20 protein-coding genes are annotated in these 18,866 nt (G+C 69.6%); 8 read left to right on the forward strand and 12 right to left on the reverse strand.

All coding sequences use genetic code 11. The features are described 5' to 3' along the window. Nucleotides 1-201: 201 nt before the first annotated feature. The 3 genes from MYL53_RS07640 to dctP form a co-directional block, all read right to left on the reverse strand. Nucleotides 202-1,533, reverse strand: coding sequence for a TRAP transporter large permease (locus tag MYL53_RS07640; RefSeq protein ID WP_247853036.1), 1,332 nt, complete (start codon nucleotides 1,531-1,533; stop codon nucleotides 202-204). Further along, nucleotides 1,530-2,048, reverse strand: coding sequence for a TRAP transporter small permease subunit (locus MYL53_RS07645; RefSeq protein ID WP_247853037.1), 519 nt, complete (start codon nucleotides 2,046-2,048; stop codon nucleotides 1,530-1,532). The genes MYL53_RS07640 and MYL53_RS07645 overlap by 4 nt, the downstream gene beginning before the upstream one ends. Before the next feature lie 84 nt (nucleotides 2,049-2,132). After that, nucleotides 2,133-3,239: a TRAP transporter substrate-binding protein DctP gene (gene dctP, locus MYL53_RS07650; RefSeq protein WP_247853038.1), complete on the reverse strand. Its 1,107-nt coding sequence runs from the start codon at nucleotides 3,237-3,239 to the stop codon at nucleotides 2,133-2,135. Nucleotides 3,240-3,583: 344 nt separating this feature from the next. On the opposite strand from dctP, the gene MYL53_RS07655 reads away from it, so the two are divergent. Together MYL53_RS07655 and MYL53_RS07660 are read left to right on the forward strand one after the other, a co-directional pair. Next, on the forward strand, nucleotides 3,584-5,779 hold the full coding sequence (locus tag MYL53_RS07655) for a tRNA(Met) cytidine acetyltransferase TmcA (RefSeq protein ID WP_247853039.1): 2,196 nt from the start codon (nucleotides 3,584-3,586) through the stop codon (nucleotides 5,777-5,779). A 32-nt stretch (nucleotides 5,780-5,811) separates the two neighbouring features. Continuing rightward, a complete protein-coding gene (locus MYL53_RS07660) occupies nucleotides 5,812-7,278 on the forward strand; it encodes an aminoacyl-histidine dipeptidase (RefSeq protein WP_247853040.1) in 1,467 nt (488 codons plus the stop codon). Here the strand turns inward: MYL53_RS07660 and MYL53_RS07665 are convergent. Then, the gene (locus tag MYL53_RS07665; RefSeq protein ID WP_247853041.1) at nucleotides 7,238-7,582 is read right to left on the reverse strand and encodes a hypothetical protein; all 345 of its coding nucleotides are present in this window, start codon (nucleotides 7,580-7,582) and stop codon (nucleotides 7,238-7,240) included. The genes MYL53_RS07660 and MYL53_RS07665 overlap by 41 nt on opposite strands. Nucleotides 7,583-7,686: 104 nt before the next feature. On the opposite strand from MYL53_RS07665, the gene MYL53_RS07670 reads away from it, so the two are divergent. After that, nucleotides 7,687-9,108 carry a DNA recombination protein RmuC gene (locus MYL53_RS07670; protein WP_247853042.1) on the forward strand — a complete coding sequence of 474 codons (1,422 nt, stop codon included), beginning with the start codon at nucleotides 7,687-7,689 and terminating at the stop codon, nucleotides 9,106-9,108. A gap of 70 nt (nucleotides 9,109-9,178) precedes the next feature. Here MYL53_RS07670 and MYL53_RS07675 read toward each other — a convergent pair whose 3' ends face one another. Then, nucleotides 9,179-9,652: a Dps family protein gene (locus tag MYL53_RS07675; RefSeq protein WP_247853043.1), complete on the reverse strand. Its 474-nt coding sequence runs from the start codon at nucleotides 9,650-9,652 to the stop codon at nucleotides 9,179-9,181. 183 nt (nucleotides 9,653-9,835) lie between these two features. On the opposite strand from MYL53_RS07675, the gene MYL53_RS07680 reads away from it, so the two are divergent. Then, nucleotides 9,836-10,354 carry a hypothetical protein gene (locus MYL53_RS07680; RefSeq protein ID WP_247853044.1) on the forward strand — a complete coding sequence of 173 codons (519 nt, stop codon included), beginning with the start codon at nucleotides 9,836-9,838 and terminating at the stop codon, nucleotides 10,352-10,354. Continuing rightward, nucleotides 10,351-10,728, forward strand: coding sequence for a hypothetical protein (locus MYL53_RS07685; RefSeq protein ID WP_247853045.1), 378 nt, complete (start codon nucleotides 10,351-10,353; stop codon nucleotides 10,726-10,728). Before MYL53_RS07680 ends, MYL53_RS07685 begins: the two co-directional genes overlap by 4 nt. A 10-nt stretch (nucleotides 10,729-10,738) precedes the next feature. Here MYL53_RS07685 and MYL53_RS07690 read toward each other — a convergent pair whose 3' ends face one another. Further along, entirely contained in the window at nucleotides 10,739-11,170 is a 432-nt protein-coding gene (locus MYL53_RS07690; RefSeq protein ID WP_247853046.1) for an HIT domain-containing protein, read from the reverse strand. A 102-nt stretch (nucleotides 11,171-11,272) separates the two neighbouring features. Between MYL53_RS07690 and MYL53_RS07695 the strand changes: the two genes are divergently transcribed. Continuing rightward, on the forward strand, nucleotides 11,273-12,019 hold the full coding sequence (locus MYL53_RS07695; RefSeq protein ID WP_247853047.1) for a sulfite exporter TauE/SafE family protein: 747 nt from the start codon (nucleotides 11,273-11,275) through the stop codon (nucleotides 12,017-12,019). Nucleotides 12,020-12,099: 80 nt separating this feature from the next. Continuing rightward, nucleotides 12,100-12,231, forward strand: coding sequence for an entericidin A/B family lipoprotein (locus MYL53_RS07700; RefSeq protein ID WP_247853048.1), 132 nt, complete (start codon nucleotides 12,100-12,102; stop codon nucleotides 12,229-12,231). A gap of 12 nt (nucleotides 12,232-12,243) precedes the next feature. On the opposite strand, the gene MYL53_RS07705 is transcribed toward MYL53_RS07700, so the two are convergent. The 3 genes from MYL53_RS07705 to MYL53_RS07715 all read right to left on the reverse strand — a co-directional run bounded on the left by MYL53_RS07705 (nucleotide 12,244) and on the right by MYL53_RS07715 (nucleotide 15,628). Beyond that, complete coding sequence (locus MYL53_RS07705) at nucleotides 12,244-12,747, reverse strand: acyl-CoA thioesterase (RefSeq protein ID WP_247853049.1); 504 nt, start codon at nucleotides 12,745-12,747, stop codon at nucleotides 12,244-12,246. Nucleotides 12,748-12,866: 119 nt separating this feature from the next. Further along, nucleotides 12,867-14,177 carry a short-chain fatty acid transporter gene (locus tag MYL53_RS07710; protein WP_247853050.1) on the reverse strand — a complete coding sequence of 437 codons (1,311 nt, stop codon included), beginning with the start codon at nucleotides 14,175-14,177 and terminating at the stop codon, nucleotides 12,867-12,869. Between the two features lie 110 nt (nucleotides 14,178-14,287). Continuing rightward, nucleotides 14,288-15,628, reverse strand: a complete 1,341-nt coding sequence (locus MYL53_RS07715) for an MATE family efflux transporter (protein ID WP_247853051.1) — start codon at nucleotides 15,626-15,628, stop codon at nucleotides 14,288-14,290. A gap of 157 nt (nucleotides 15,629-15,785) precedes the next feature. Between MYL53_RS07715 and MYL53_RS07720 the strand changes: the two genes are divergently transcribed. Next, complete coding sequence (locus MYL53_RS07720) at nucleotides 15,786-16,094, forward strand: hypothetical protein (RefSeq protein WP_247853052.1); 309 nt, start codon at nucleotides 15,786-15,788, stop codon at nucleotides 16,092-16,094. A gap of 81 nt (nucleotides 16,095-16,175) precedes the next feature. On the opposite strand, the gene MYL53_RS07725 is transcribed toward MYL53_RS07720, so the two are convergent. From MYL53_RS07725 to MYL53_RS07735, 3 genes are read right to left on the reverse strand one after another with little or no spacing between them, the layout of a single operon-like run. Further along, nucleotides 16,176-16,424 (reverse strand): YfhL family 4Fe-4S dicluster ferredoxin, encoded by a 249-nt coding sequence (locus MYL53_RS07725; RefSeq protein WP_016855261.1) that lies wholly within the window; start codon nucleotides 16,422-16,424, stop codon nucleotides 16,176-16,178. 58 nt (nucleotides 16,425-16,482) lie between these two features. Then, on the reverse strand, nucleotides 16,483-16,962 hold the full coding sequence (gene coaD / locus MYL53_RS07730; RefSeq protein ID WP_247853053.1) for a pantetheine-phosphate adenylyltransferase: 480 nt from the start codon (nucleotides 16,960-16,962) through the stop codon (nucleotides 16,483-16,485). Continuing rightward, nucleotides 16,962-18,854: a beta-ketoacyl synthase gene (locus MYL53_RS07735; RefSeq protein ID WP_247853530.1), complete on the reverse strand. Its 1,893-nt coding sequence runs from the start codon at nucleotides 18,852-18,854 to the stop codon at nucleotides 16,962-16,964. Before MYL53_RS07735 ends, coaD begins: the two co-directional genes overlap by 1 nt. Nucleotides 18,855-18,866 lie beyond the last annotated feature (12 nt).

Consider the following 18,866-nt stretch of genomic DNA (forward strand, 5'->3'; position numbering starts at 1 on the left):
GGCTGGACAACGCGGGGTCTCCTTCCGGTGGCCGTCAGCGGCCAGATGCGAGTGGCTGGCGGGTGAAAGATAGTATCAGCTGACAGCCGGTTCGGCATGCCCGCGACGCCCCGAAGGGGCGGTCGTCGCGGGAAAAGGAAAGGAGGAAGGAGAAGGGGAGCGGAGTGCCGGGCGCGGAGCCCGGCAGGCGCGTCTTTCGGCTTACTGGTAGCCCAGCAGCATCGAGGGCAGCCCGGTCACCAGGCTCGGGAACATCGCCATCAGCAGGCAGGCCAGCAGGATCAGGGCGCAGAACGGGATCACCGCCTTGTAGAGATCCAGGGTCTCGATCTCCGGCGGCGCCACGCCCTTGAGGTAGAACAGCGCATAGCCGAACGGCGGGGTCAGGAAGGACGTCTGCAACACCACCGCCACCATCACCACGAACCACAGCATGTCGACGCCCATGGCATCGATGATCGGCAGCATGATCGGGAAGCTCAGCAGCACGATGCCGGTCCAGTCGAGGAACATGCCCAGCACGAACACCAGCAGGAACATCAGGATCAGGGCGCCGGCGGTGCCGCCGGGCATGGCCAGTACCAGGCCGCTGATCACGTCCATGCCGCCGCCGATCGAGAACACCCCGGTGAAGGCGGTGGCGCCGACCAGCACGAACATCACCATGGTGGTGGTCTTGCTGGCCTCGATGAAGGTGCGATAGCAGGTCGAGAGCTTGCGGTCGCCGAAGATCAGGAACAGCACGAAGGCCAGCGTCACGCCGATCGCCGAGGCCTCGGTGGCGGTGGCGATGCCGGTGAACAGCGCGCCCAGCACGCCGAGGATCAGGCTCATCGGCGGCAACACGTACTTGGCCAGCCGCTTGACCAGATCGCCGGTGGAGAGATCGGCGAGCTCCTCGGCGGCCACCGGCGGGCCGTAGCTGGGCTTGATCCAGCAGATCACCAGCACGTAGCCGGCGTAGAGCACGCCCAGCAGCAGGCCCGGCACCAGAGCGCCGGCGAACAGCGCGCCCACCGACACCGGCGAGTAGCTGGCCATCAGGATCAGCATGATGCTCGGTGGAATCAGGATGCCCAGGCAGCCGCTGGCCATGATCACCCCGGCCGACAGCCCCTTGTGATAGCCGTACTTGAGCATCGGCACCAGGGCGATCAGCCCCATCACCGCGATCGAGGCGCCGACGATGCCGGTGGTGGCGGCCAGCAGCACCGAGACGATGACCACGGTCAGCGCCAGGCCGCCGCGCACCCGCCCGAGCAGCAGACGCATGCTCTCGAACATCCGCTCGGTGACGCCGGAGTCGTTGAGGAATCGCGCCATGAGGATGAACAGCGGGATGGCCACCAGCACGTAGTTGTCCATGGCCCGGCCGTAAATGTTGTTGATGATGATGCCGAGCACCTGGGGGCCAGGGCCGAACCAGGCGCCGAGCACCGCGGTACCGCCCAGCACGAAGGCCAGCGGATGGCCCATGAATAGCCCCACCAGCAGGCCGCCGAACATGAACAGGGTGAGCATTTCCGGGCTCATGAGGCGTCCTCCGATGACGACGGGCCGGCGGCGAGCTCGCTGAAGGCGCGGATCACGATGGCGATGGCCTGCAGCAGCACCAGCACGCCGGCGATGACCAGCACCGCCTTCACCGGATAGACCGGGATCGAGACGATGCCGTAGGTGGATTCGCCGCGACTCCAGGAGCGCTCGAAGAAGCTCCAGCTATAGGTGATGAACATCAGGATGAAGGGGGTGAAGAACAGCAGATAGCCGAGCAGCTCGATCAGCGCCCGGCCGCGCCGCGACAGCAGCCGCTTGAGCACATCCACCTCGACGTGGGCGTGATGCTTGAGGCCGTAGGCCGTCATCAGCATGAAGTGGCTGCCGAACAGCATGGTGGTGACATCGAAGGCCCAGTCGCTGGGCCGGCCGAAGAAGAAGCGCATGGCGATGTCGTAGACCACCACGACGGTGATGATCGCGATCAGCGGCGCGATCAGACGACCGAAGCCCTCGTTGAGGGCATCGATGGCCTTGGCGATGGCGTGCATCCAGAGAGCCTCCTCGGATAACGGACAAAGCCGGCGGCCTCAGATGCGCCGCCGGCCGGTAAGGGAGTTCGGGCCGTGAACCGTTTACGGGTTCATGCAGGCCTCGATCTCCTCGAGGGAGGGCAGATTGTCGGTGACCCGGCTCATGTTGAAGGGCACCGAGACGTCACGCCACTGGGCGTAGTCCTGCAGATAGCTGATCATCGAGTGATAGATCTTGGCGTGCATCGGGTCCTCGCAGGCGCCCTGCACGATCACCTCGTTGGTGATGTCCTGGATCTTGGCCAGGTCTTCCTCGGACAGCTGGTTGATGGTGGTGCCATCCTCGAGGAACTTGGCGGTGCCCTCGGTGGACTGCTTCTCGGACCAGGCCAGCGACCAGGCCATGGTGGCCTCGGCGGCGGTCTTCAGGGTCTGTTGGGTCTCCTCCGAGAGCGCGTCCCAGGCGTCCTTGTTGATCATCACGCCGAACACGCTGGCCGACTGGTGCCAGCCCGGGGTCAGCCAGTAGTCGGCGACCTCGGAGAAGCCGGCCTTGTAGTCCACGCCCGGGGTCGAGAACTCGGCACCGTCGACCACGCCGCGCTCGATGGCCTGGTAGATCTCGCCGCCGGCCAGGGTGACCTGGGAGCCGCCGAGCTCTTCCAGCACGCGCCCCTGGTCGCGGCCGGAGAGGCGCAGGCGCTTGCCTTCCAGGTCGGCGAGGCTCTCGATCGGCGTGCCGCCGCGGAAGCCGGACTCGTTGTTGGTGATGCCGTAGGGCAGATAGACCATGTTGTACTGGCCGTAGACCTCCTGATAGAGATCGAAGCCGCCCCACTGGTTGATCCAGTTCAGGTAGTCCACGCCGTTGAACAGGCTGGTGGTGGTGGCCAGCGGCGAGAACGCCGGGCTGCGGCCGGCCCAGTAGCCCGGCCAGTCGCCGGCGGCCTGGATGCTGCCGGTCTCGGTGGCGTCGAACACCTCGGTGCCGGGCATCAGGGTGCCGCCGGCGTAGAATTCGATCTTCAGCTCGTCGCCGGCCAGCTGATTGACCAGCTCGGCCCAGTGGCGGTCGATCTGGATCAGGTCGAGGTTGTCCGGCCAGGTGGTGGTCATGGTCCAGGATTCCTGGGCCTGGGCGGCGGTGGTCATGCCGGCCAGGGCGATGCCGGCAGCCAGGCCGGTCAGGGCAAAACGCGTCGGCTTCATGGCGATTCTCTCCCGAGGGTTGTTCTGATTGTGGGGATGTTGCAGTGCGATAAAGGCGCGGTCGTCCCGCACCGGCGCCCGCGCCGGCGAGACGACTCTGAAAACAAGCTAGCATGGGCCGCTGGGGCAGGGAGAAGGCCTCCGAACGTCGTAGTGCCGGTCGCGAGAGTCGGCCTCGCCGACATTCCTGTAGAGAAAAACCCTTGAATTTCAGTTGTATAAAACAAGAGTATGACCGGCATGCTGCATTGCCGAAGGACGGGTGGGCGTTGAAAGGGCGTCACCCGCTTAGACCAAAGTTCAGCGATGTAAACCATTAGACGATTTTTGAAGAGAGAGCGCCGATGGAAGCTTCCGTGCCCGCCGAGCTGCTGGCCTGCCAGGAGCGTCTGACCGAACGCCGCTGGCGGGGCCTGGTATGGCTGACCGGCGACATCGAGAGCGTCCGCGAACGCGGACTGGCACTCTGGCACGCCCTGGACGTGACGGCGCCGCTGTGGGTCGGCCCCGAGCCGCCCGAAGGCATCGCTGCCGAGACCTGGCTGCCCGCCGCCAAGGCGCGTACCCGGCTCGGCGGCGAGCACGACCTGATCGTCTTCGACGCGCTGTCGCCCGGCGCCGGCTTCGACCCCGACGCCTTCGGCGCGCTCTCCGGCACCCTGCGCGCCGGCGGGCTACTGGTGCTGCTGACGCCCGCCGACTGGGGCGTGCGCCCCGACGCCGACTACGCCCGGCTCGCCGCCCACCCGCATGCGGCCGAGGCGCTCTCGGCGCACTATCTGGCGCGGCAGGCCCGCCTGCTGGAGGCGTCGCCGCGGACGATCCGCTGGCCCGCCGAGGGCGCGCCGACGCTGCCCGACTGGCCCGAGGCCGCGGCGCCGGCCCCGATACCCGACGATGGCGACTGCCTGACCGCCGATCAGGCCGAGGCGGTGTCGCGGCTGGTCAAGCTGCGCCGGCGCCGGCCGCTGGTGCTCACCGCCGACCGCGGCCGCGGCAAGACCGCCGCCCTCGGCATCGCCTGTGCCCGGCTGCTGGCGAAGGCACAGCAAGACGGCGGCGCGTTGGAGATCCTCGTCACCGCGCCGCGCCCCGCGGCGGTGGCGGGGCTGTTCGAGCGGCTCGCCGCGCTGCGTCCCGAGGGCCGGCGCCAGGGGCATCGCTTCGCGGATGCCGGCGGGCGCGTCGTGTTTCTGGCGCCGGACGAACTCAGCGCCCGGGTCGAGCGCGGGGAAGCCGGCGGCGCCGGCACCTGGCTGCTGGTCGACGAGGCCGCGGCGATTCCCGCCGGGCTGCTCGGCCAGTGGTTGGAAGCCTTCCCGCGCATCGCCTTCGCCACCACCGTGCACGGCTACGAGGGCGCCGGGCGCGGCTTCGCGCTGCGCTTCCGTGCGCGGCTGGAGCGCCTGACGCCGGAGTGGCGCGAGTTCCACTTGTCCGCGCCGATCCGCTGGGCCGAGGACGACCCGCTGGAGGCGCTGACCTCAAGGCTGCTGATGCTCGACGCCGAGCCGGTCGCGCCCCATGACGCCGCCTCGGCGACGTCGGTCGACTGGCGGGTCGAGTCGTTGGATGCGCTGGCCCGTGACGAGCCGCGCCTGCGGGCGCTGTTCGGCCTGCTGGTGCAGGCCCACTACCGCACCACGCCGAGCGATCTGCGTCATCTGCTGGACGGCCCCGACACACGGCTCGCCACCCTGGGCGATGCCGCCGGTCCCGCGGCCGTAGCGGTGATGGCCGACGAGGGCGGCTTCGGTGCTGACTTGGCCGAGCGGGTGGCGCGAGGCGAGCGCCGGCCCCGCGGTCACCTGATGGCCCAGTCGCTGGCCGCCCACGCCGGCTCGCGGGAGGCGCTGACCGGCCGCCTGCGCCGGGTGCTGCGCATCGCCGTGCATCCCGCCGCGCGTCGCCGCGGGCTGGGGCGCGAACTGCTGGCGCGGGAGCGCGAGGCGGCCCGCGAGGCCGGTATCGAATTGCTGGGGGCGAGCTTCGGCGCCGAGCCGGGCCTGCTGGCCTTCTGGCGCGCCCAGGGCTTTCGCACGGTGCGCCTCGGCCTGACCCGGGAGGCGGCCACCGGCGAGCACGCGGTGATGGTGGTGGCGCCGGCGGGCGAGGGCGGCGAGGCACTGGCCGAACGGCTGGCGGGCCGCTTCCAGGCGCTGCTGCCGTCGCTGCTGGCCTTCGAGCTCAAGGCGCTCGATCCCGCGGTGGCGCTGGCGCTGCTGGCCGAGGGCGAACCCCGGCCGCTCGACGCCGCCGCGTGCCGCGACCTGGAGGACGTGGCCCACGGCCATCGCGAGCCGGCGCTGGCGCGGCCCGCGCTGCAGGCGCTGATCGTTCGGGCTGCTCGGCAGGAGGGCGGCGAGACGGACGCTGATCTGGCGGCGCTGGCCGCCTGGGCCTTCCAGGGCCGCGACACGGCCTGGCTGGCCGCGCGGCTGGGACTCTCCGGTGGCCGGGAAGTGGACGCCTGGCGCCGCGACAAGGTGGCGCGCCTGCTGGCCGGGCCGGCGCTTTCCTCGGGCCCGGGCGAGGGGTAGAGTGCCCGGGTCATCCGCGATACAGAAGCATCATGAACGCACATCTCGAGCAGCTTTCGCCGTCGCCCCTGTGGCGCCACTTCCGCACCCTGTGCAACACGCCGCGCCCCTCCGGGCACGAGGCCGCCCTGGTGGCCCTCCTCGAGGCCTGGGCCGACGAGCGCGGCCTGGCTCACGACCGCGACGCCTACGGCAACCTGCGGCTGCGCAAGCCGGCCAGCCCCGGCCATGAAGGCGCGCCGGGCATCGTGCTGCAGGGCCATCTGGACATGGTGGCCCAGGCCAATGCCGAGCATCCCCACGACTTCACCCGCGACCCGCTCGACACCTACGTCGAGGATGGCTGGCTGCACGCCCGCCACACCACCTTGGGTGCCGACAACGGCCTCGGCGTGGCGGCGGCGCTGGCGGTGCTCGAGGACGAGACCCTGACTCACGGCCCGCTGGAGGCGCTGTTCACCCTCGAGGAAGAATCCTCCATGGGCGGGGCGCTGAACCTGGCCGAGGGCTGGCTGGAGGGCCGGCTGCTGCTCAATCTGGACTCCGAGGATCGCGGCCAGGTCTACATCGGCTGCGCCGGCGGGGCCGATGTGGTGGTCGACGCCCAGCTGCCGACCTCGTCGCTGCGCGACGAGGAAGTCGCGCTGCGGCTCTCGCTCACCGGCCTGCGCGGCGGCCACTCCGGCATCGACATCGACAAGGGCCGCGGCAACGCCAATCGCCTGCTGGTGCGGGTGCTGCGCGACCTCGAGTCGCTCGATGCGCGGCTGGTCGACTATCGCGGCGGCACCCTGCGCAACGCCCTGCCGCGGGAGGCCTTCGCCACCCTGGCGCTGCCGGCCGACGCCGTCGAGGCCGCCCGCGAGCGGCTGCCGGGCCTGGAGGCCACGCTGCGCGACGAGCTGGCTGGCGCCGACGACGGCCTGGCGCTGGCGATCGAGCGTGTGCCGGCCCCCGAGGGCGAGGCGCTCAGCCGCGATGCCAGCCGGCTGCTGGTGGCCGCGCTTCACGCCGCGCCCTGCGGCGTCGAGCGCATGAGCGTGGCCGTGCCCGGGGTGGTCGAGACCTCCAACAATCTGGGCGTGGTGTCGCTGGAGGCGGGGCGCTTCCATCTCTGCGCCCTGGTGCGCTCGCTGCGCGACAGCGCGGTCGAGGACCTGGCCGATCGCTTCCGCGCGCTGTTCGACCTGATCGGCGCCCGCACCCGGGTCGAGAACGCCTATCCGGGCTGGACGCCGGACCCCGAGAGTCCGCTGCTGGCCCGCTTCCGCGCGCTGCACGCCGCACGGCTGGGCGTCGATCCCGAGGTCAAGGTGATCCATGCCGGCCTCGAGTGCGGCATCCTGGGTGCCAAGTATCCGGACATGTCGATGATTTCCTTCGGCCCGCTGATTCGCGGCGCCCACTCGCCGGACGAGCGGGTCGAGCTGGCCTCGGTGGAGGAGTTCTGGGGGCTGCTCAAGTCCCTGATCGAGGATCTGGCGGCGGAGACCGCCTGAGAGGCGAACGGGGTCGGCGTCGATGGTGCTCCAGCTCGATCCGCGGCTCGACAATGATCAGCGGCGCGTCGTCGCGCCGTTCGGGTTCGGCGTCCCGGGAATGGGAGCGATAGGAACGGGTGCGATAGCGCCCCGGTGCCTCCCGATCGTCCGGGCCGTTGCCGTAGTGTACCGGGCCGTGCTGATGCGCGTCGCCGGTGCCGTAGATCACGGGCCCGTGGCGGATGTCGTCCGCCATGGCTGGCGTCGGCAGTGTGAACGGCAGCAGGAGCGAGACGAGCAGGGCGGTCGTCGAGCGGCGCATCGAGAGGCTCCTCGGCGGGCGAGCGATGTTCCCAGTATAGTGACGGCGATATCGCCGCGCGGGAGCGTGCGGCGTTTGCGACGGGCGTGATCAGGGAGGGCAGCATGCTCGATGAGATGGCGGGAACCGGCGGTGGCGTGATGATCGCCCTCGGCGCGCTGGCGCTGCTGGCGGTGGGCTGGGGGCTGGCCCAGCGGCGCCGGCTGGCCGAAACGCGCCGCGAGCGGGATGAGTCGTACCGCGAGCTGTCCGAGACGCGCGACGAACTGGCCGAGCGCCGGGATACCGCCGCGCGGCTGGAGCAGGAGCTGACCCAGAGCGACGCCCAGCTCGATGGCTGCCGCGAGCGTCTCGAAAGCCTCGAGGCGGCGCTCGCCGAGGCCCGCGACCGGCTGGGCGAACAGCGCGAGCGCTCGGCCCGGCTGGAGGCGGAGCGCGAGCAGACGGCGCTGCGCCATCGCGAGCAGCTGGCGCTGCTGGAGGAGGCCCGGGAGCGGCTCAAGGACGAGTTCCACCAGCTCGCCGGCCGGGTCTTCGAGGAGCGCCAGCAGGCCTACAGCGCCCAGAGCCGCGAAAGCCTGGAGGCCTTGCTTCAGCCGTTCCGCGAGCAGGTCGAGCAGTTCCGCCAGCGGGTGGAGACGCTGCACGGCCAGGAGCAGCGCGAGCGCGGCTCGCTCAAGGCCCAGCTCGATCAGCTGGCCGGGCTCAACGCCCGGCTCGGCGACGAGGCGGCCACCCTCGCCCGGGCGCTCAAGGGCGATCAGAAGGCCCAGGGCAACTGGGGCGAGCTGATCCTCGAGACGGTGCTGGAGCGCAGCGGCCTGCGCCGCGACGTCGAATACCGCCGCGAGGTGTCGATCGACGGCGAGGCCGGCCGGCAGCGCCCCGATGCCGTGATCTACCTGCCCGAGTCGCGCCACCTGATCGTCGATGCCAAGGTCTCGCTGGTGGCCTGGAACCGGGTGGTCAACGCCGAGGACGAGGCCGAGCGCGAGGCGGCCATGGGCGATCATCTGCGCTCGCTGCGCGCCCACGTGCGTGGGCTCGCAGTCAAGGACTATCCCGCCTTGCCGGGCCTGCACTCGCCGGACTTCGTGTTCCTGTTCGTGGCGGTGGAGCCGGCCTTCGCGGCGGCCTTCGAGCGCGACCCGACGCTGTTCCAGGAGGCCTTCGACCGTCAGGTGGTGATGGTCACGCCGACCACGCTGCTGGCCAGCCTGCGCACCGTGGCCGGGCTGTGGAGCCTGGAGCGCCAGAACGAGAACGCGCGGCTGATCGGCGAACGCGCCGAGCGGCTGCTGACCAAGTTCTCCGGGCTGGTGGAGAGTCTGCAGGAGGTGGGGCGCCACCTGGAGCGCGCCGGCGACAGCCATCGTCGCGCGGTCAACCGGCTCTCCGAGGGGCAGGGCAGCCTGGTGGCCCAGGCCCGCGAGCTGGAGCGGCTGGGCGTGCGCATGAAGAAGCCGCTGCCCGACGAGCTGGTGCGCGCCGCCGAGGGCGAGGCGTCGGGCGACGAGCCTTCCTGATCATTTCCTGACCAACGAAAGACGCCGCCCCATGGGGCGGCGTCTTCTTGTGAGGAGGCTCTAGGCGTGCTCAAGCGAGGTAGGCGTTGAGCATCCAGACGGTCTTTTCCTGCTCGCGGATGTAGTCGCCGACCTGGGCGGCGGTGCCCTCGTCGTCGGCGTCGGAGGCCAGGGACAGGATCTCGCGCTGCAGCTCGAGCATCTGCTGGTAGCCCTGAAGCACGCCGCGTACGCAGGACTGGCCGTCGTGCACGTCCTTGTCTTCCTCGATGCTGGCGATCTTGAAGTAGTCGCTGTAGGCGTGCACCGGGGTGTGGCCCAGGGTCAGGATGCGCTCGGCGACCTCGTCGACCTTGGTCAGCAGATCGGTGTAGAGCTCCTCGAACTTCTCGTGCAGCTGGAAGAACTGCTGACCCTTCACGTTCCAGTGATAGCCGCGCACGTTCATGTAGAAGATCTGGTAGTTGGCCAGCAGGACGTTGAGCCGCTCGGCGAGCTGGCTGGCGCTGCCTTCATGCAGACCGATGCTGTTGGTGTCGCTCATGTAGATGCCTCCTTGATCTCTTTACTGCCGGTGTATGCCAGCAGTGTACGTGAGCAGAGCATGGGGGATAAGCTAATTTACTGCATCGCCATCATAGCCCTGTTCCATGACATCGTGGCGTCGTCGGCGGCTTTCAAGGGGGAGGCGCTGCTAGACTCCAGGCAGGTCGAGGAGAATTCGCTCATGTGGCGTCCACTGGGAATCATCCTGTTCGCGGGGCTGGCCGGCTGTCAGGCGCTGCCGTCGCAGCTGCCGGTGGCCGAGCCGCCGCCCGCCGAGGCGTGCCACTGGCCGCGCGGCGACGACGTGCCGCCGATCACCCTGGCCGGTGCGGTGGCGGCGATGGAGGACGACGACTTTCTGATCCGCCACACCGAGACGACGCTGGGGCTGGTCAGCGCCGAGCGCTCCCGGCGCACCTTCTACCACGGTGCCCCCGAGCCTGACATCTTCCTGCTGGGGGCCTCGGGCGGCCACGGCGTGCTGTTCGGCGGCGGCGTGGGCTTCGGCCTGCGCGACGACGAGGCCACCGAGATCGAGCGGGTCTCGGTGGTGGTCGGCGAGCAGACGGTGCGGGTGACCCGGGACCTTCGCCTGTTCGACTGGCGGGGCGAGCAGCGCCGGTCGCGTACCGCCAGCGACGATACCTTCTGCCGCGAGCTGCACGAGGCGATGCGCCGTCACTCGGGGGAAACCTCATGAGACGTCCGGGCGTGATACGGAATGCGCTGCTGGCGCTGTGGCTGGGGGCGGGCCTGGGAGGGTGCGCGACGACGCCGTCGCCGGCCTTACCGGCTACCCGCACGGTCTCGGTGGCGCCGGCCACGGTGCTGGAGGCGTCGCTGTCGATGCTGATGGAGCGCGGGTACGTGATTCTCCACGCCGACGCCGAGCTGGGGCGCCTGGAGGCGGTGATCGCCCGCTGGCCCGGCTATCGCCTGCGGCTGGAGATCGAGACGAACGGCGGCGGTGAAGACAGCCGGCTGGCGATGACCGCCTGGCGCGGCGGCCAGCCGCTGCCGCCTTCACTGGTCGAGCCGCTGCTGACGGAGCTGAACGCTCGTCTGGCTCGCTAGGCGTGTGGCCTTACGAGCCGCGCAGTTCGTCGATGCCATCGACGATCGCCAGCAGGCGGTCACGCATCGCCGCCAGGCCGTCGAGATCGTAGGGTTCGGCCTGGCCCTGCCCCCATACCGGTCCCGGCCAGGCGTCGTCGCCCTCGCGGCGCAGCACCACGTGCAGGTGCAGCTGCGGCACCAGGTTGCCGAGGGTGGCGATGTTGAGCTTGTCGCCGCCGAGAGTCTCCTTGAGGGCGCGACCGAGCAGGCTGGCCTCGCGCCACAGCTGCTGCTGATCGTTCTCGCTCAGGTCGAACACCTCGACCGCGCCGGGATGGCGCGGAATCAGCACCAGCCAGGGGTAGCGGGTGTCGTCCATCAGCCGCAGCTGGCACAGCGGCAGCTCGGTGACCGGGTGGGTGTCCTCGATCAGGCGGGGATCCAGCGTGACGTCCGTCATGGGGGCTCCTGGTGGCATCCTGGGGGCGTGAAGGCGCTATGATGGCACAGCGCGGCGCCCGGCGATGCCCCGGGCGCGTCACCGACCGGAAAGGATGCCATCATGACGCCATTCGAGCTCCTGGCCCTGTTCGCCATCGGCGGGCTGGCCGGCTTCATCAACGTGCTGTCGGCGGGGGGCTCGATGCTGACCCTGCCGCTGTTGATCTTCCTGGGGCTGCCGCCCCAGGCCGCCAACGGCACCAACCGGGTGTCGGTCGCCCTGCAGAGCGTGTCGGCGGTGGCCAACTTCTTCCGCGCCGGCGCCCATCACCTGGGCCTGAGCCTGCGCCTGGCGGTGCCGGCGATGCTCGGCGCGCTGCTCGGGGCGCGGCTGGCGCTGGACGTGAGCGATGCCCTGTTCGAGACCGTGCTGGTGGTGGTGATGGCGCTGTCGGCGCTGCTGATGCTGCTGCCGCAGCCGACGCTCGAGACCCGGCCGCTGACGCCGGAGCGGCTGACGCCGGCGGTCTATCTGGCGATGTTCGCCATCGGCCTCTACGGCGGCTTCATCCAGGTCGGGGTGGGCATCCTGTTCATCGTGGTGCTCTACCGCCTGCTGAAGATCGACCTGGCCCAGGTCAACGTCTTCAAGGTGCTGATCGTGCTGGTCTACACCCTGCCGGCGCTGGCCATGTTCGTCTATGACGGCCAGGTGCGCTGGGGCTACGGCCTGGCGCTGGCCGCCGGCAGCATGACCGGCGCCTGGCTGGCGGTGAAGGTCAACATGAGCCCCCGCGGGGCGCTATGGGTGAAGTGGCTGACCGTGGCGGTGATCGTGGCGATCATGCTGCGGCTGCTGTTGACCTGACGGGGGCTGGCTCAACGCACGGGGTTTGCTAGATTGAATCGGCACAGGCTGTTCCGATGACTTACCCCAAAGGAGCTAACATGAAACGGACCCTTCTGCTGACGATCGCCGCCCTCTTCACCCTGTCCCTGCTCGCCGGCTGCAACACCGTGCGCGGCGTGGGTCAGGATATCGAGGAGGGCGGCGAGGCCATCCAGCAGTCCTCGTCGTAAGACGCCAGGACCTCAGCCGGCGCCGTGCTCGACCTGGGCACGGCGCTCCTCTTCCTCGGCCTGCTTGCGCCGCTGCTTGCGCATCTCGGCCTTCTCGAAGCGCAGTCTCTGGGTATCGGTCTCGAGGGCCAGCGCCGGCACTCGGGCCGGCTTGCCGTGCTCGTCTACCGCCACCATGGTCAGGTAGCAGCTGTTGGTGTGGCGGATCAGCTTGTTCTGGATGTCCTCGGCGACCACCTTGATGCCGATCTCCATGGAGGAGCGCCCCACGTGATTGACGCTGGCCAGGAAGGTCACCAGTTCGCCGACGTGGATCGGCTGCTTGAACAGCACCTGGTCCACCGACAGGGTCACCACGTAGTGGCCGGAGAAGCGGCTGGCACAGGCGTAGGCCACCTCGTCGAGCTTCTTGAGGATGGCGCCGCCGTGCACCTTGCCGCTGAAGTTGGCCATGTCGGGGGTCATCAGCACGGTCATGGTCAGCTCGTGCTGGCCGGAAAGGGCGTGTTCGTCCATCGAGAGGGGATCCTTGGGGCTATTGTCCCCACAGCATAACGCCTTGCCCCCGCCATGGGGACAAGGCGTCGATGGTGATATGGGGCGACCGGTCCCCGGCGCCCTTCTTCCTGCCAGGTCTAGAGGAATGTCAGTCCGAGGGCGATGATAATGCCGGTCAGCAGCAGCTGGACCAGGCAGAAGCCCATGATGTCCTTGGCCTTGAGGCCGGCGATGCCGAGCACCGGCAGGGCCCAGAACGGCTGCAGCAGGTTGGTCCAGGCGTCGCCCCAGGCCACGGCCATGGCGACCCGCGGCACGTCGACGCCCAGCGCCTCGGCGGCCGGCAGCATCACCGGCGCCTGCACGGCCCACTGGCCGCCGCCGGAGGGCACGAAGATGTTGACGATGCCGGCGCTGATGAAGGTCCAGAACGGCAATGTGGTCTCGGTGGCCAGCGAGACCAGCGCCTGGGACAGCGTCTCGGCCAGCCCCGACTGCACCATGATCGCCATGATGCCGGCGTAGAAGGGGAACTGGATGACGATGCCGGCGCCGCCCTTGATCGCCTCCTGCAGGCTCTCGAGCAGGCTGCGCGGAGTGCGGTGCAGCACGATGGCCAGGAACAGGAACAGGAAGTTGACCACGTTGAGGTTGAGCCCGCCGCCCTGCAGCACGAAGTGATCGACCAGGAACAGCAGCCCGGGGATACCGACCAGCCACGCCAGAGTCATGCTGTTCTCGAGGCGTTCCGCCGGGCGGGTGATGCGCACGCGCTGCTCGTCGTCGTCCTCGAGCAGGCTCGGATCGATGAACACGCTGTCCTTCTCGTCGGGCAGCATCAGGCGGTTGAACAGCGGCACGGCGATGAATAGCGCCAGCACGATCGCCAGGTTGAACAGCGAGAAGATGGTCTCGGAGGTGCCGATCACGCCGATCTGCTCGACGGCGAAGTGGCCCTCGGTGGCGATGGTCAGCGGCACCGAGCCGGCCAGGCCGCCGTGCCAGACGATGAAGCCCGAGTAGGCGCTGGCCACCAGCAGCCGGTAGTCGACGCGGATCTGCTTGGCGAGCTCCTTGGCGAACAGCGCCCCGACCACCAGGCCGAAGCCCCAGTTGATCCAGCTGGCCGCCAGCGATACCAGGGTGACCAGCACGATGGCCGCGCCGGCGTTGTTGGCCAGGCCGGCCAGGCGCCGCAGCAGCCGCTTCACGGGCGGTGAACTGGCCAGCATGAAGCCGGTGACCAGCACCAGCAGCATCTGCATGGAGAAGGTCAGCAGGTTCCAGAAGCCGTCGCCCCAGAAGCGCAGCACCGCCAGCGGCGTCTGGCGCTCCACGGCGATGGCCGCTGCCGCGGCGATCACGGTCAGCAGCAGCACGAAGATGTAGGGATCGGGCAGATAGCGCTCGACCAGCTTCACGGCCGGGCGCGAGATTACCTTCAGCATGATGACGTTACCTTTTCGCAGGTGAAAAGCCGCGGTGGCGGCGGTGAGGGCAAGCCTCGGGTCAATTGACGCCAACGTAAAGGTGAAATATAGCCAAAATCGACGAATGTCTAAGTTTTGGCGCCCGACCAGCGCGTGCGGCGGTAATGAGTGTAATAGGCGATCAAAACCCCCGAGCGCACCGCGGTGAACAGGGTGAAGGCCAGCCACAGGCCGTGGTTGCCGAGGCTGCGACTCAGCCACCAGGCGGGCAGATAGACCGCCAGGGCGATGAAGATGCTGTTGCGCATCTCGCGGGTGGCGGTGGTGCCAATGAAGACCCCGTCCAGCAGGTAGCTCCACACCGCGATCAGCGGCATGGCGACCATCCATGGCAGGTAGTCGCCGGCGGTATCGCGCACCTCCGGCAGGCCGGTGAGCAGGGCGATCAGCCAGGGCCCGCCGATGGCGAAGGCCAGCGCGGCCAGCCCGGCGGTGATCAGCGAGAAGCGTGCCGCGGCGCGCACCGAGTCGCCGAACTCGTCCCAGCGGGAACGGCCCACCGCGCGGCCGGTCAGCGCCTCGGCGGCGTGGGCGAAGCCATCCAGGCCGTAGGAGGTCAGCATGATGAACTGCAGCAGCACGGCGTTGGCTGCCAGCACGGTGTCGCCCTGGGCGGCGCCGCGGGAGGTGAAGAAGGCCATCGCGAACAGCAGCCCCAGGGTGCGCACGAACAGCTGGGCGTTGACCCGGAACAGCTCGCCGTAGGCCGAGAGTCGCAGCAGCCGCGCGCGGCGGAAGCGCCCGCCGAGGCCGTCGAGCTGGCGCCATATCCGCCACAGGCCGAAGGCCAGCGCCGAGTAGTCGGCGATCACCGTGGCCCAGGCCACGCCGTCGCTGGTCATGCCCAGGCCGACCACGAACACCAGATCCAGGGCGATGTTGACGCCATTGGTCAGCACTAGCAGCGCCAGAGTCACCCGCGAGTTCTGCTGGCCCAGGAACCAGCCGAGGATGGCGTAGTTGGCCAGCACCGCCGGCGCCGAGAGCAGCCTGATGCCGGCGTATTCCGCGGCAAGCCGGGTGGCCTCGGGGCTGCCGTCGAGGAGCCTGAGGCCGAGCGCGATCAGCGGATCGCCGGCCAGGATCAGCATGCCGCCGATCAGTACCGCCAGCAGCAGCGACTGGCCGAGCAGGGTCTTCACCGACTCATCGTCCTCGCGGCCCGCCGCCTGAGACGTCAGCCCGGTGGTGCCCATGCGCAGGAAGCCGAAGCCCCAGTAGAGGAAGCCGAACAGGGTGGCACCGAGCGTCACCGCGGCCAGGTAGCGGGAATCCGGCAGATGGCCGACCACGGCGGTATCGACCAGGCCGAGCAGCGGCACCGTGATGTTGGAGAGGATGATCGGCCAGGCCAGGGCCCAGATGCGTTGGGGGGCTCGGGCGGACGAGGCGGGGGCAGTCGCGGTCACGATGGCTCCGGTCGGTGGCTGAGGCGAGGATCATGGCGGCTGGTCTCGAGCGCTGCAAGCGGCTCGGCATCGCCAGGCCGACTACGCTGGAAGGATGGCGCGCAGGAAAGCCGCCGAAGGCGGACGCGTCGAACCGACACGACAGGAGGGGTGAAAGATGAGGCGACTGAGCGGATGGGGCCTGGGGCTGGCGTTGGGGCTGCTGGTCAGCGCGCCGCCGGCGCTGGCCGTGGAGGACGAGGCGCGCCCCAGCGGCGGCGCCATGGTGGTGGATGCGGTGTTCGCTCGCCCGCTGCTGGCCGTGGCCACGGTGGGGGGCGCGGCGGTATTCCTGGTCTCGCTGCCGTTCAGCGCCCTGGGCGGCAACGTGGACGAGGCCGCGGAAACGCTGATCAAGACGCCGGCCGAGGCGACCTTCCGGCGCTGCCTGGGCTGCGAGGTCAGTCGTCGCGGCGACGAACGCTAGCGCTCTGCCTGATACCTGGCACAAGACACGACGCCCCGCGCTGTGCGGGGCGTCGTCGCGGCGCCTGTGGTGACGGGAGGGTCAGGCGGCGGTGATGCGCTCGTACTTCGCCATCAGCTGGTCCTGGCTCTCCTTGCGCTCGGGGTCGAGCGGGATGCAGTCCACCGGGCAGACCTGCTGGCACTGGGGTTCGTCGTAGTGGCCGACGCACTCGGTGCACAGACCGGGGTCGATGACATAGATCTCTTCCCCCGGCGAGATGGCGCCGTTGGGGCATTCGGGTTCGCAGACGTCGCAGTTGATGCACTCGTCGGTGATCATCAGGGCCATGGGTTACCTCACGGGAGTCGTGGCCGGCGGGCTCGGGCGTCATGCCCGAGCTCCATGGTCAGGTATTGTAATGGCGCTTCAGCGCTTCGGCGACCTCGGGATGCACGTGCTTCGAGACGTCGCCGCCGAGCCGGGCGATCTCGCGCACCAGGGTCGAGGAGATGTAGGAGTTCTCCACCTCCGGGGTCAGGAACACCGTCTCGAGCTCGGGCATCTGGGCGCGGTTCATGTTGGCCAGCTGCAGCTCGTACTCGAAGTCCGAGACCGCGCGGAGCCCGCGCAGCAGCACGCGGGCCTGCTGCTGCTTCATGAACTCGGTCATCAGCCCCGAGAAGCCCGTCACCTCGACGTTGTCGAGCCCCTCCACCACCCGGCGCGCCAGGGCGGTTCGGGTGTCGAGATCCAGCGTCGGCCCCTTGCCGGGGCTGGTGGCGATGGCCACCACCACCTTGTCGAACAGCCGCGAGGCGCGCTCGATCAGGTCGAAGTGGCCGTTGGTGATGGGGTCGAAGGTGCCGGGATAGACGGCGACGTTCATCACGCTTCTCCGTCGTCCAGGTGTCCGAAGGGGTTGTCCACGGCCAGCGAGACCGGCTTGGCATAGCCGGGAATGCGGATGCTGTCCGCGCCGACCTCGAGTTCGGGGCCTTCCAGCACGCCTTCGCCGAAGCGGTAGCGCGGCTGGAAGCGGCCGTGGTCGGCCTCGCGATGATAGGCGGCGGCGGCCTGGCGGGTGGCCTCGCGGCGGCTGCGCCAGTCGTTCATCGCCTGCTCGCCGTGGCGGGCGCTCATCAGCCGCTCGGTGACGGCCGGTGAGAGCACCACGCCGGTGGCGTTGTTGCCGCCGAAGCCCTTGGCGTTGATGAAGCTGGCGTCGGCCGCGAAGCGCAGCGGCTCGCGGAACAGCCGCAGGCGCGCATCGTGCAGGTCGTCGGGCCGGGTGGCATCCAGGGTCGGGATGCCCGGCAGCAGGCCGTGGGCGAAGCTGCCCAGGGCGCTGGTCAGCTGGTCGCCGGCGGCGCTGCCCTGGGAGTGGCCGACGTAGGCCTTGACCGCCACCACCGGCCAGTCCTCGATGCCGTGGGCCTGGGCGACCATGTCGAAGACGTGGGACTCGGTCTCGCGGTTCTTCGGTGTGCTGGTGCCGTGGGCGTGCAGGAAGGTGCGCTCGCGCAGGGCGGTCTCGCCGAGCAGGTCACGGACCAGCGAGGCGGCCTTGCCGAGGGTGATGTAGTTGCCGATGCCGGGGGCCGAGATCGAGCGCTTCCAGCCATCGGCGTTGACGAACACGTCCGGCACGCTGCCGAGCACCTCGGCGCCGACTTCCAGCGCCAGGGCGTCGTCCATCAGCATCACGAACTGACTCGATTCGCCCATGGTGAAGCCGCAGTTGCGGGCGAACGGGCGGCAGGCGCGCTGGTAGTCCAGATCGGTGAGCAGCTCCAGGGCGTCCAGCGCCTTGAGGCTCTCGTCGTCGGCCAGGGCGCCCATGGTGCGGAAGCCCTCGATGATCTCGGGGGTGATCGGCGCATCGGCAGTGCCGACCATCACCACCCGGCGGCGGCCGGCGCGGATGTCGTCGACGCCCAGGCGCAGGTTGTAGAGGAAGCTGGCGCAGGCGCCGAGCGCCGCGCCGGTGCTGCCCACGCTGCCGAGCACATAGGCGTTGAGGAAGTCGGCCGGCATCTGACCGTAGCCTAGCGGCATCTGCTTGGAGGTGGCGCGCTTGCCGGTGGCGAAGCTCTTGAGCAGCCCGCCCCAGCCGTCGTCGTCGAGCTGGCCGATGGAGTTGCCGGCATAGACGGCGACCTGGTCGGGGTCGAGCCGATCGTGCAGGGCTTCCCAGGCCAGGCCGCTGTCACCCAGGCAGTCGCTGGCGGCGAAGATCGCCATCGACAGGCCGCGCGGGTGGTGCACGCTGCGGTAGAGCTGGCTGGGCTCGAAGCCGGTGGGCAGCTGGCCGGCGGCACGCACCTGGGCCGGGCGGGTCTCGGGGAACATGACGTCCATCTCGCCGGCCGGCACCGTCACTTCCAGATTCTTGCGGTCGAGCTCGCGCACCTGCCAGGTGGGCGGCAGGCTGTCGGGCAGCTGGCGGCGGCGCACGCGGAAGATCATCGGCGCCTCGAGGTCGAGGCTGGCGCGACGATTGGCGGGCAGGCCTTCGGCGTTGAAGCGTGGGTCTTCGTTGCGACGGATCAGGGTATGGTCGAGCACGAGCTGGCGGGTCTGCTCGACGATGGCCGCGGCGTCGAGGGGGTTGCCATCGGCGTCGTGCCAGGCGTCATCCGCCTGGGCGCTGGCCAGGCGCATCATGGCCGCCAGGCCGAGCAGGGTCTGGGCTTGGACGTCGTCGGGCAAGGCGTCGAGCACGGTGCGGCGAAACGCCTGATGCCCCGAGGCTCGGCCGGCGGGGTTCACGCCGCCCATGCCCACGATCAC

The organism is Halomonas getboli (assembly GCF_023094245.1).
GTDB lineage: Bacteria > Pseudomonadota > Gammaproteobacteria > Pseudomonadales > Halomonadaceae > Halomonas > Halomonas getboli.

Bases quoted from the DNA above. Each gene is read 5' to 3' on its own strand.
- MYL53_RS07640 (WP_247853036.1), bottom strand. From the start codon at position 1,533: ATGAGCCCGGAAATGCTCACCCTGTTCATGTTCGGCGGCCTGCTGGTG.
- MYL53_RS07645 (WP_247853037.1), bottom strand. From the start codon at position 2,048: ATGCACGCCATCGCCAAGGCCATCGATGCCCTCAACGAGGGCTTCGGT.
- dctP (WP_247853038.1), bottom strand. From the start codon at position 3,239: ATGAAGCCGACGCGTTTTGCCCTGACCGGCCTGGCTGCCGGCATCGCC.
- MYL53_RS07655 (WP_247853039.1), top strand. From the start codon at position 3,584: ATGGAAGCTTCCGTGCCCGCCGAGCTGCTGGCCTGCCAGGAGCGTCTG.
- MYL53_RS07660 (WP_247853040.1), top strand. From the start codon at position 5,812: ATGAACGCACATCTCGAGCAGCTTTCGCCGTCGCCCCTGTGGCGCCAC.
- MYL53_RS07665 (WP_247853041.1), bottom strand. From the start codon at position 7,582: ATGCGCCGCTCGACGACCGCCCTGCTCGTCTCGCTCCTGCTGCCGTTC.
- MYL53_RS07670 (WP_247853042.1), top strand. From the start codon at position 7,687: ATGCTCGATGAGATGGCGGGAACCGGCGGTGGCGTGATGATCGCCCTC.
- MYL53_RS07675 (WP_247853043.1), bottom strand. From the start codon at position 9,652: ATGAGCGACACCAACAGCATCGGTCTGCATGAAGGCAGCGCCAGCCAG.
- MYL53_RS07680 (WP_247853044.1), top strand. From the start codon at position 9,836: ATGTGGCGTCCACTGGGAATCATCCTGTTCGCGGGGCTGGCCGGCTGT.
- MYL53_RS07685 (WP_247853045.1), top strand. From the start codon at position 10,351: ATGAGACGTCCGGGCGTGATACGGAATGCGCTGCTGGCGCTGTGGCTG.
- MYL53_RS07690 (WP_247853046.1), bottom strand. From the start codon at position 11,170: ATGACGGACGTCACGCTGGATCCCCGCCTGATCGAGGACACCCACCCG.
- MYL53_RS07695 (WP_247853047.1), top strand. From the start codon at position 11,273: ATGACGCCATTCGAGCTCCTGGCCCTGTTCGCCATCGGCGGGCTGGCC.
- MYL53_RS07700 (WP_247853048.1), top strand. From the start codon at position 12,100: ATGAAACGGACCCTTCTGCTGACGATCGCCGCCCTCTTCACCCTGTCC.
- MYL53_RS07705 (WP_247853049.1), bottom strand. From the start codon at position 12,747: ATGGACGAACACGCCCTTTCCGGCCAGCACGAGCTGACCATGACCGTG.
- MYL53_RS07710 (WP_247853050.1), bottom strand. From the start codon at position 14,177: ATGCTGAAGGTAATCTCGCGCCCGGCCGTGAAGCTGGTCGAGCGCTAT.
- MYL53_RS07720 (WP_247853052.1), top strand. From the start codon at position 15,786: ATGAGGCGACTGAGCGGATGGGGCCTGGGGCTGGCGTTGGGGCTGCTG.
- MYL53_RS07725 (WP_016855261.1), bottom strand. From the start codon at position 16,424: ATGGCCCTGATGATCACCGACGAGTGCATCAACTGCGACGTCTGCGAA.
- coaD (WP_247853053.1), bottom strand. From the start codon at position 16,962: ATGAACGTCGCCGTCTATCCCGGCACCTTCGACCCCATCACCAACGGC.
- MYL53_RS07735 (WP_247853530.1), bottom strand. From the start codon at position 18,854: ATGGGCGGCGTGAACCCCGCCGGCCGAGCCTCGGGGCATCAGGCGTTT.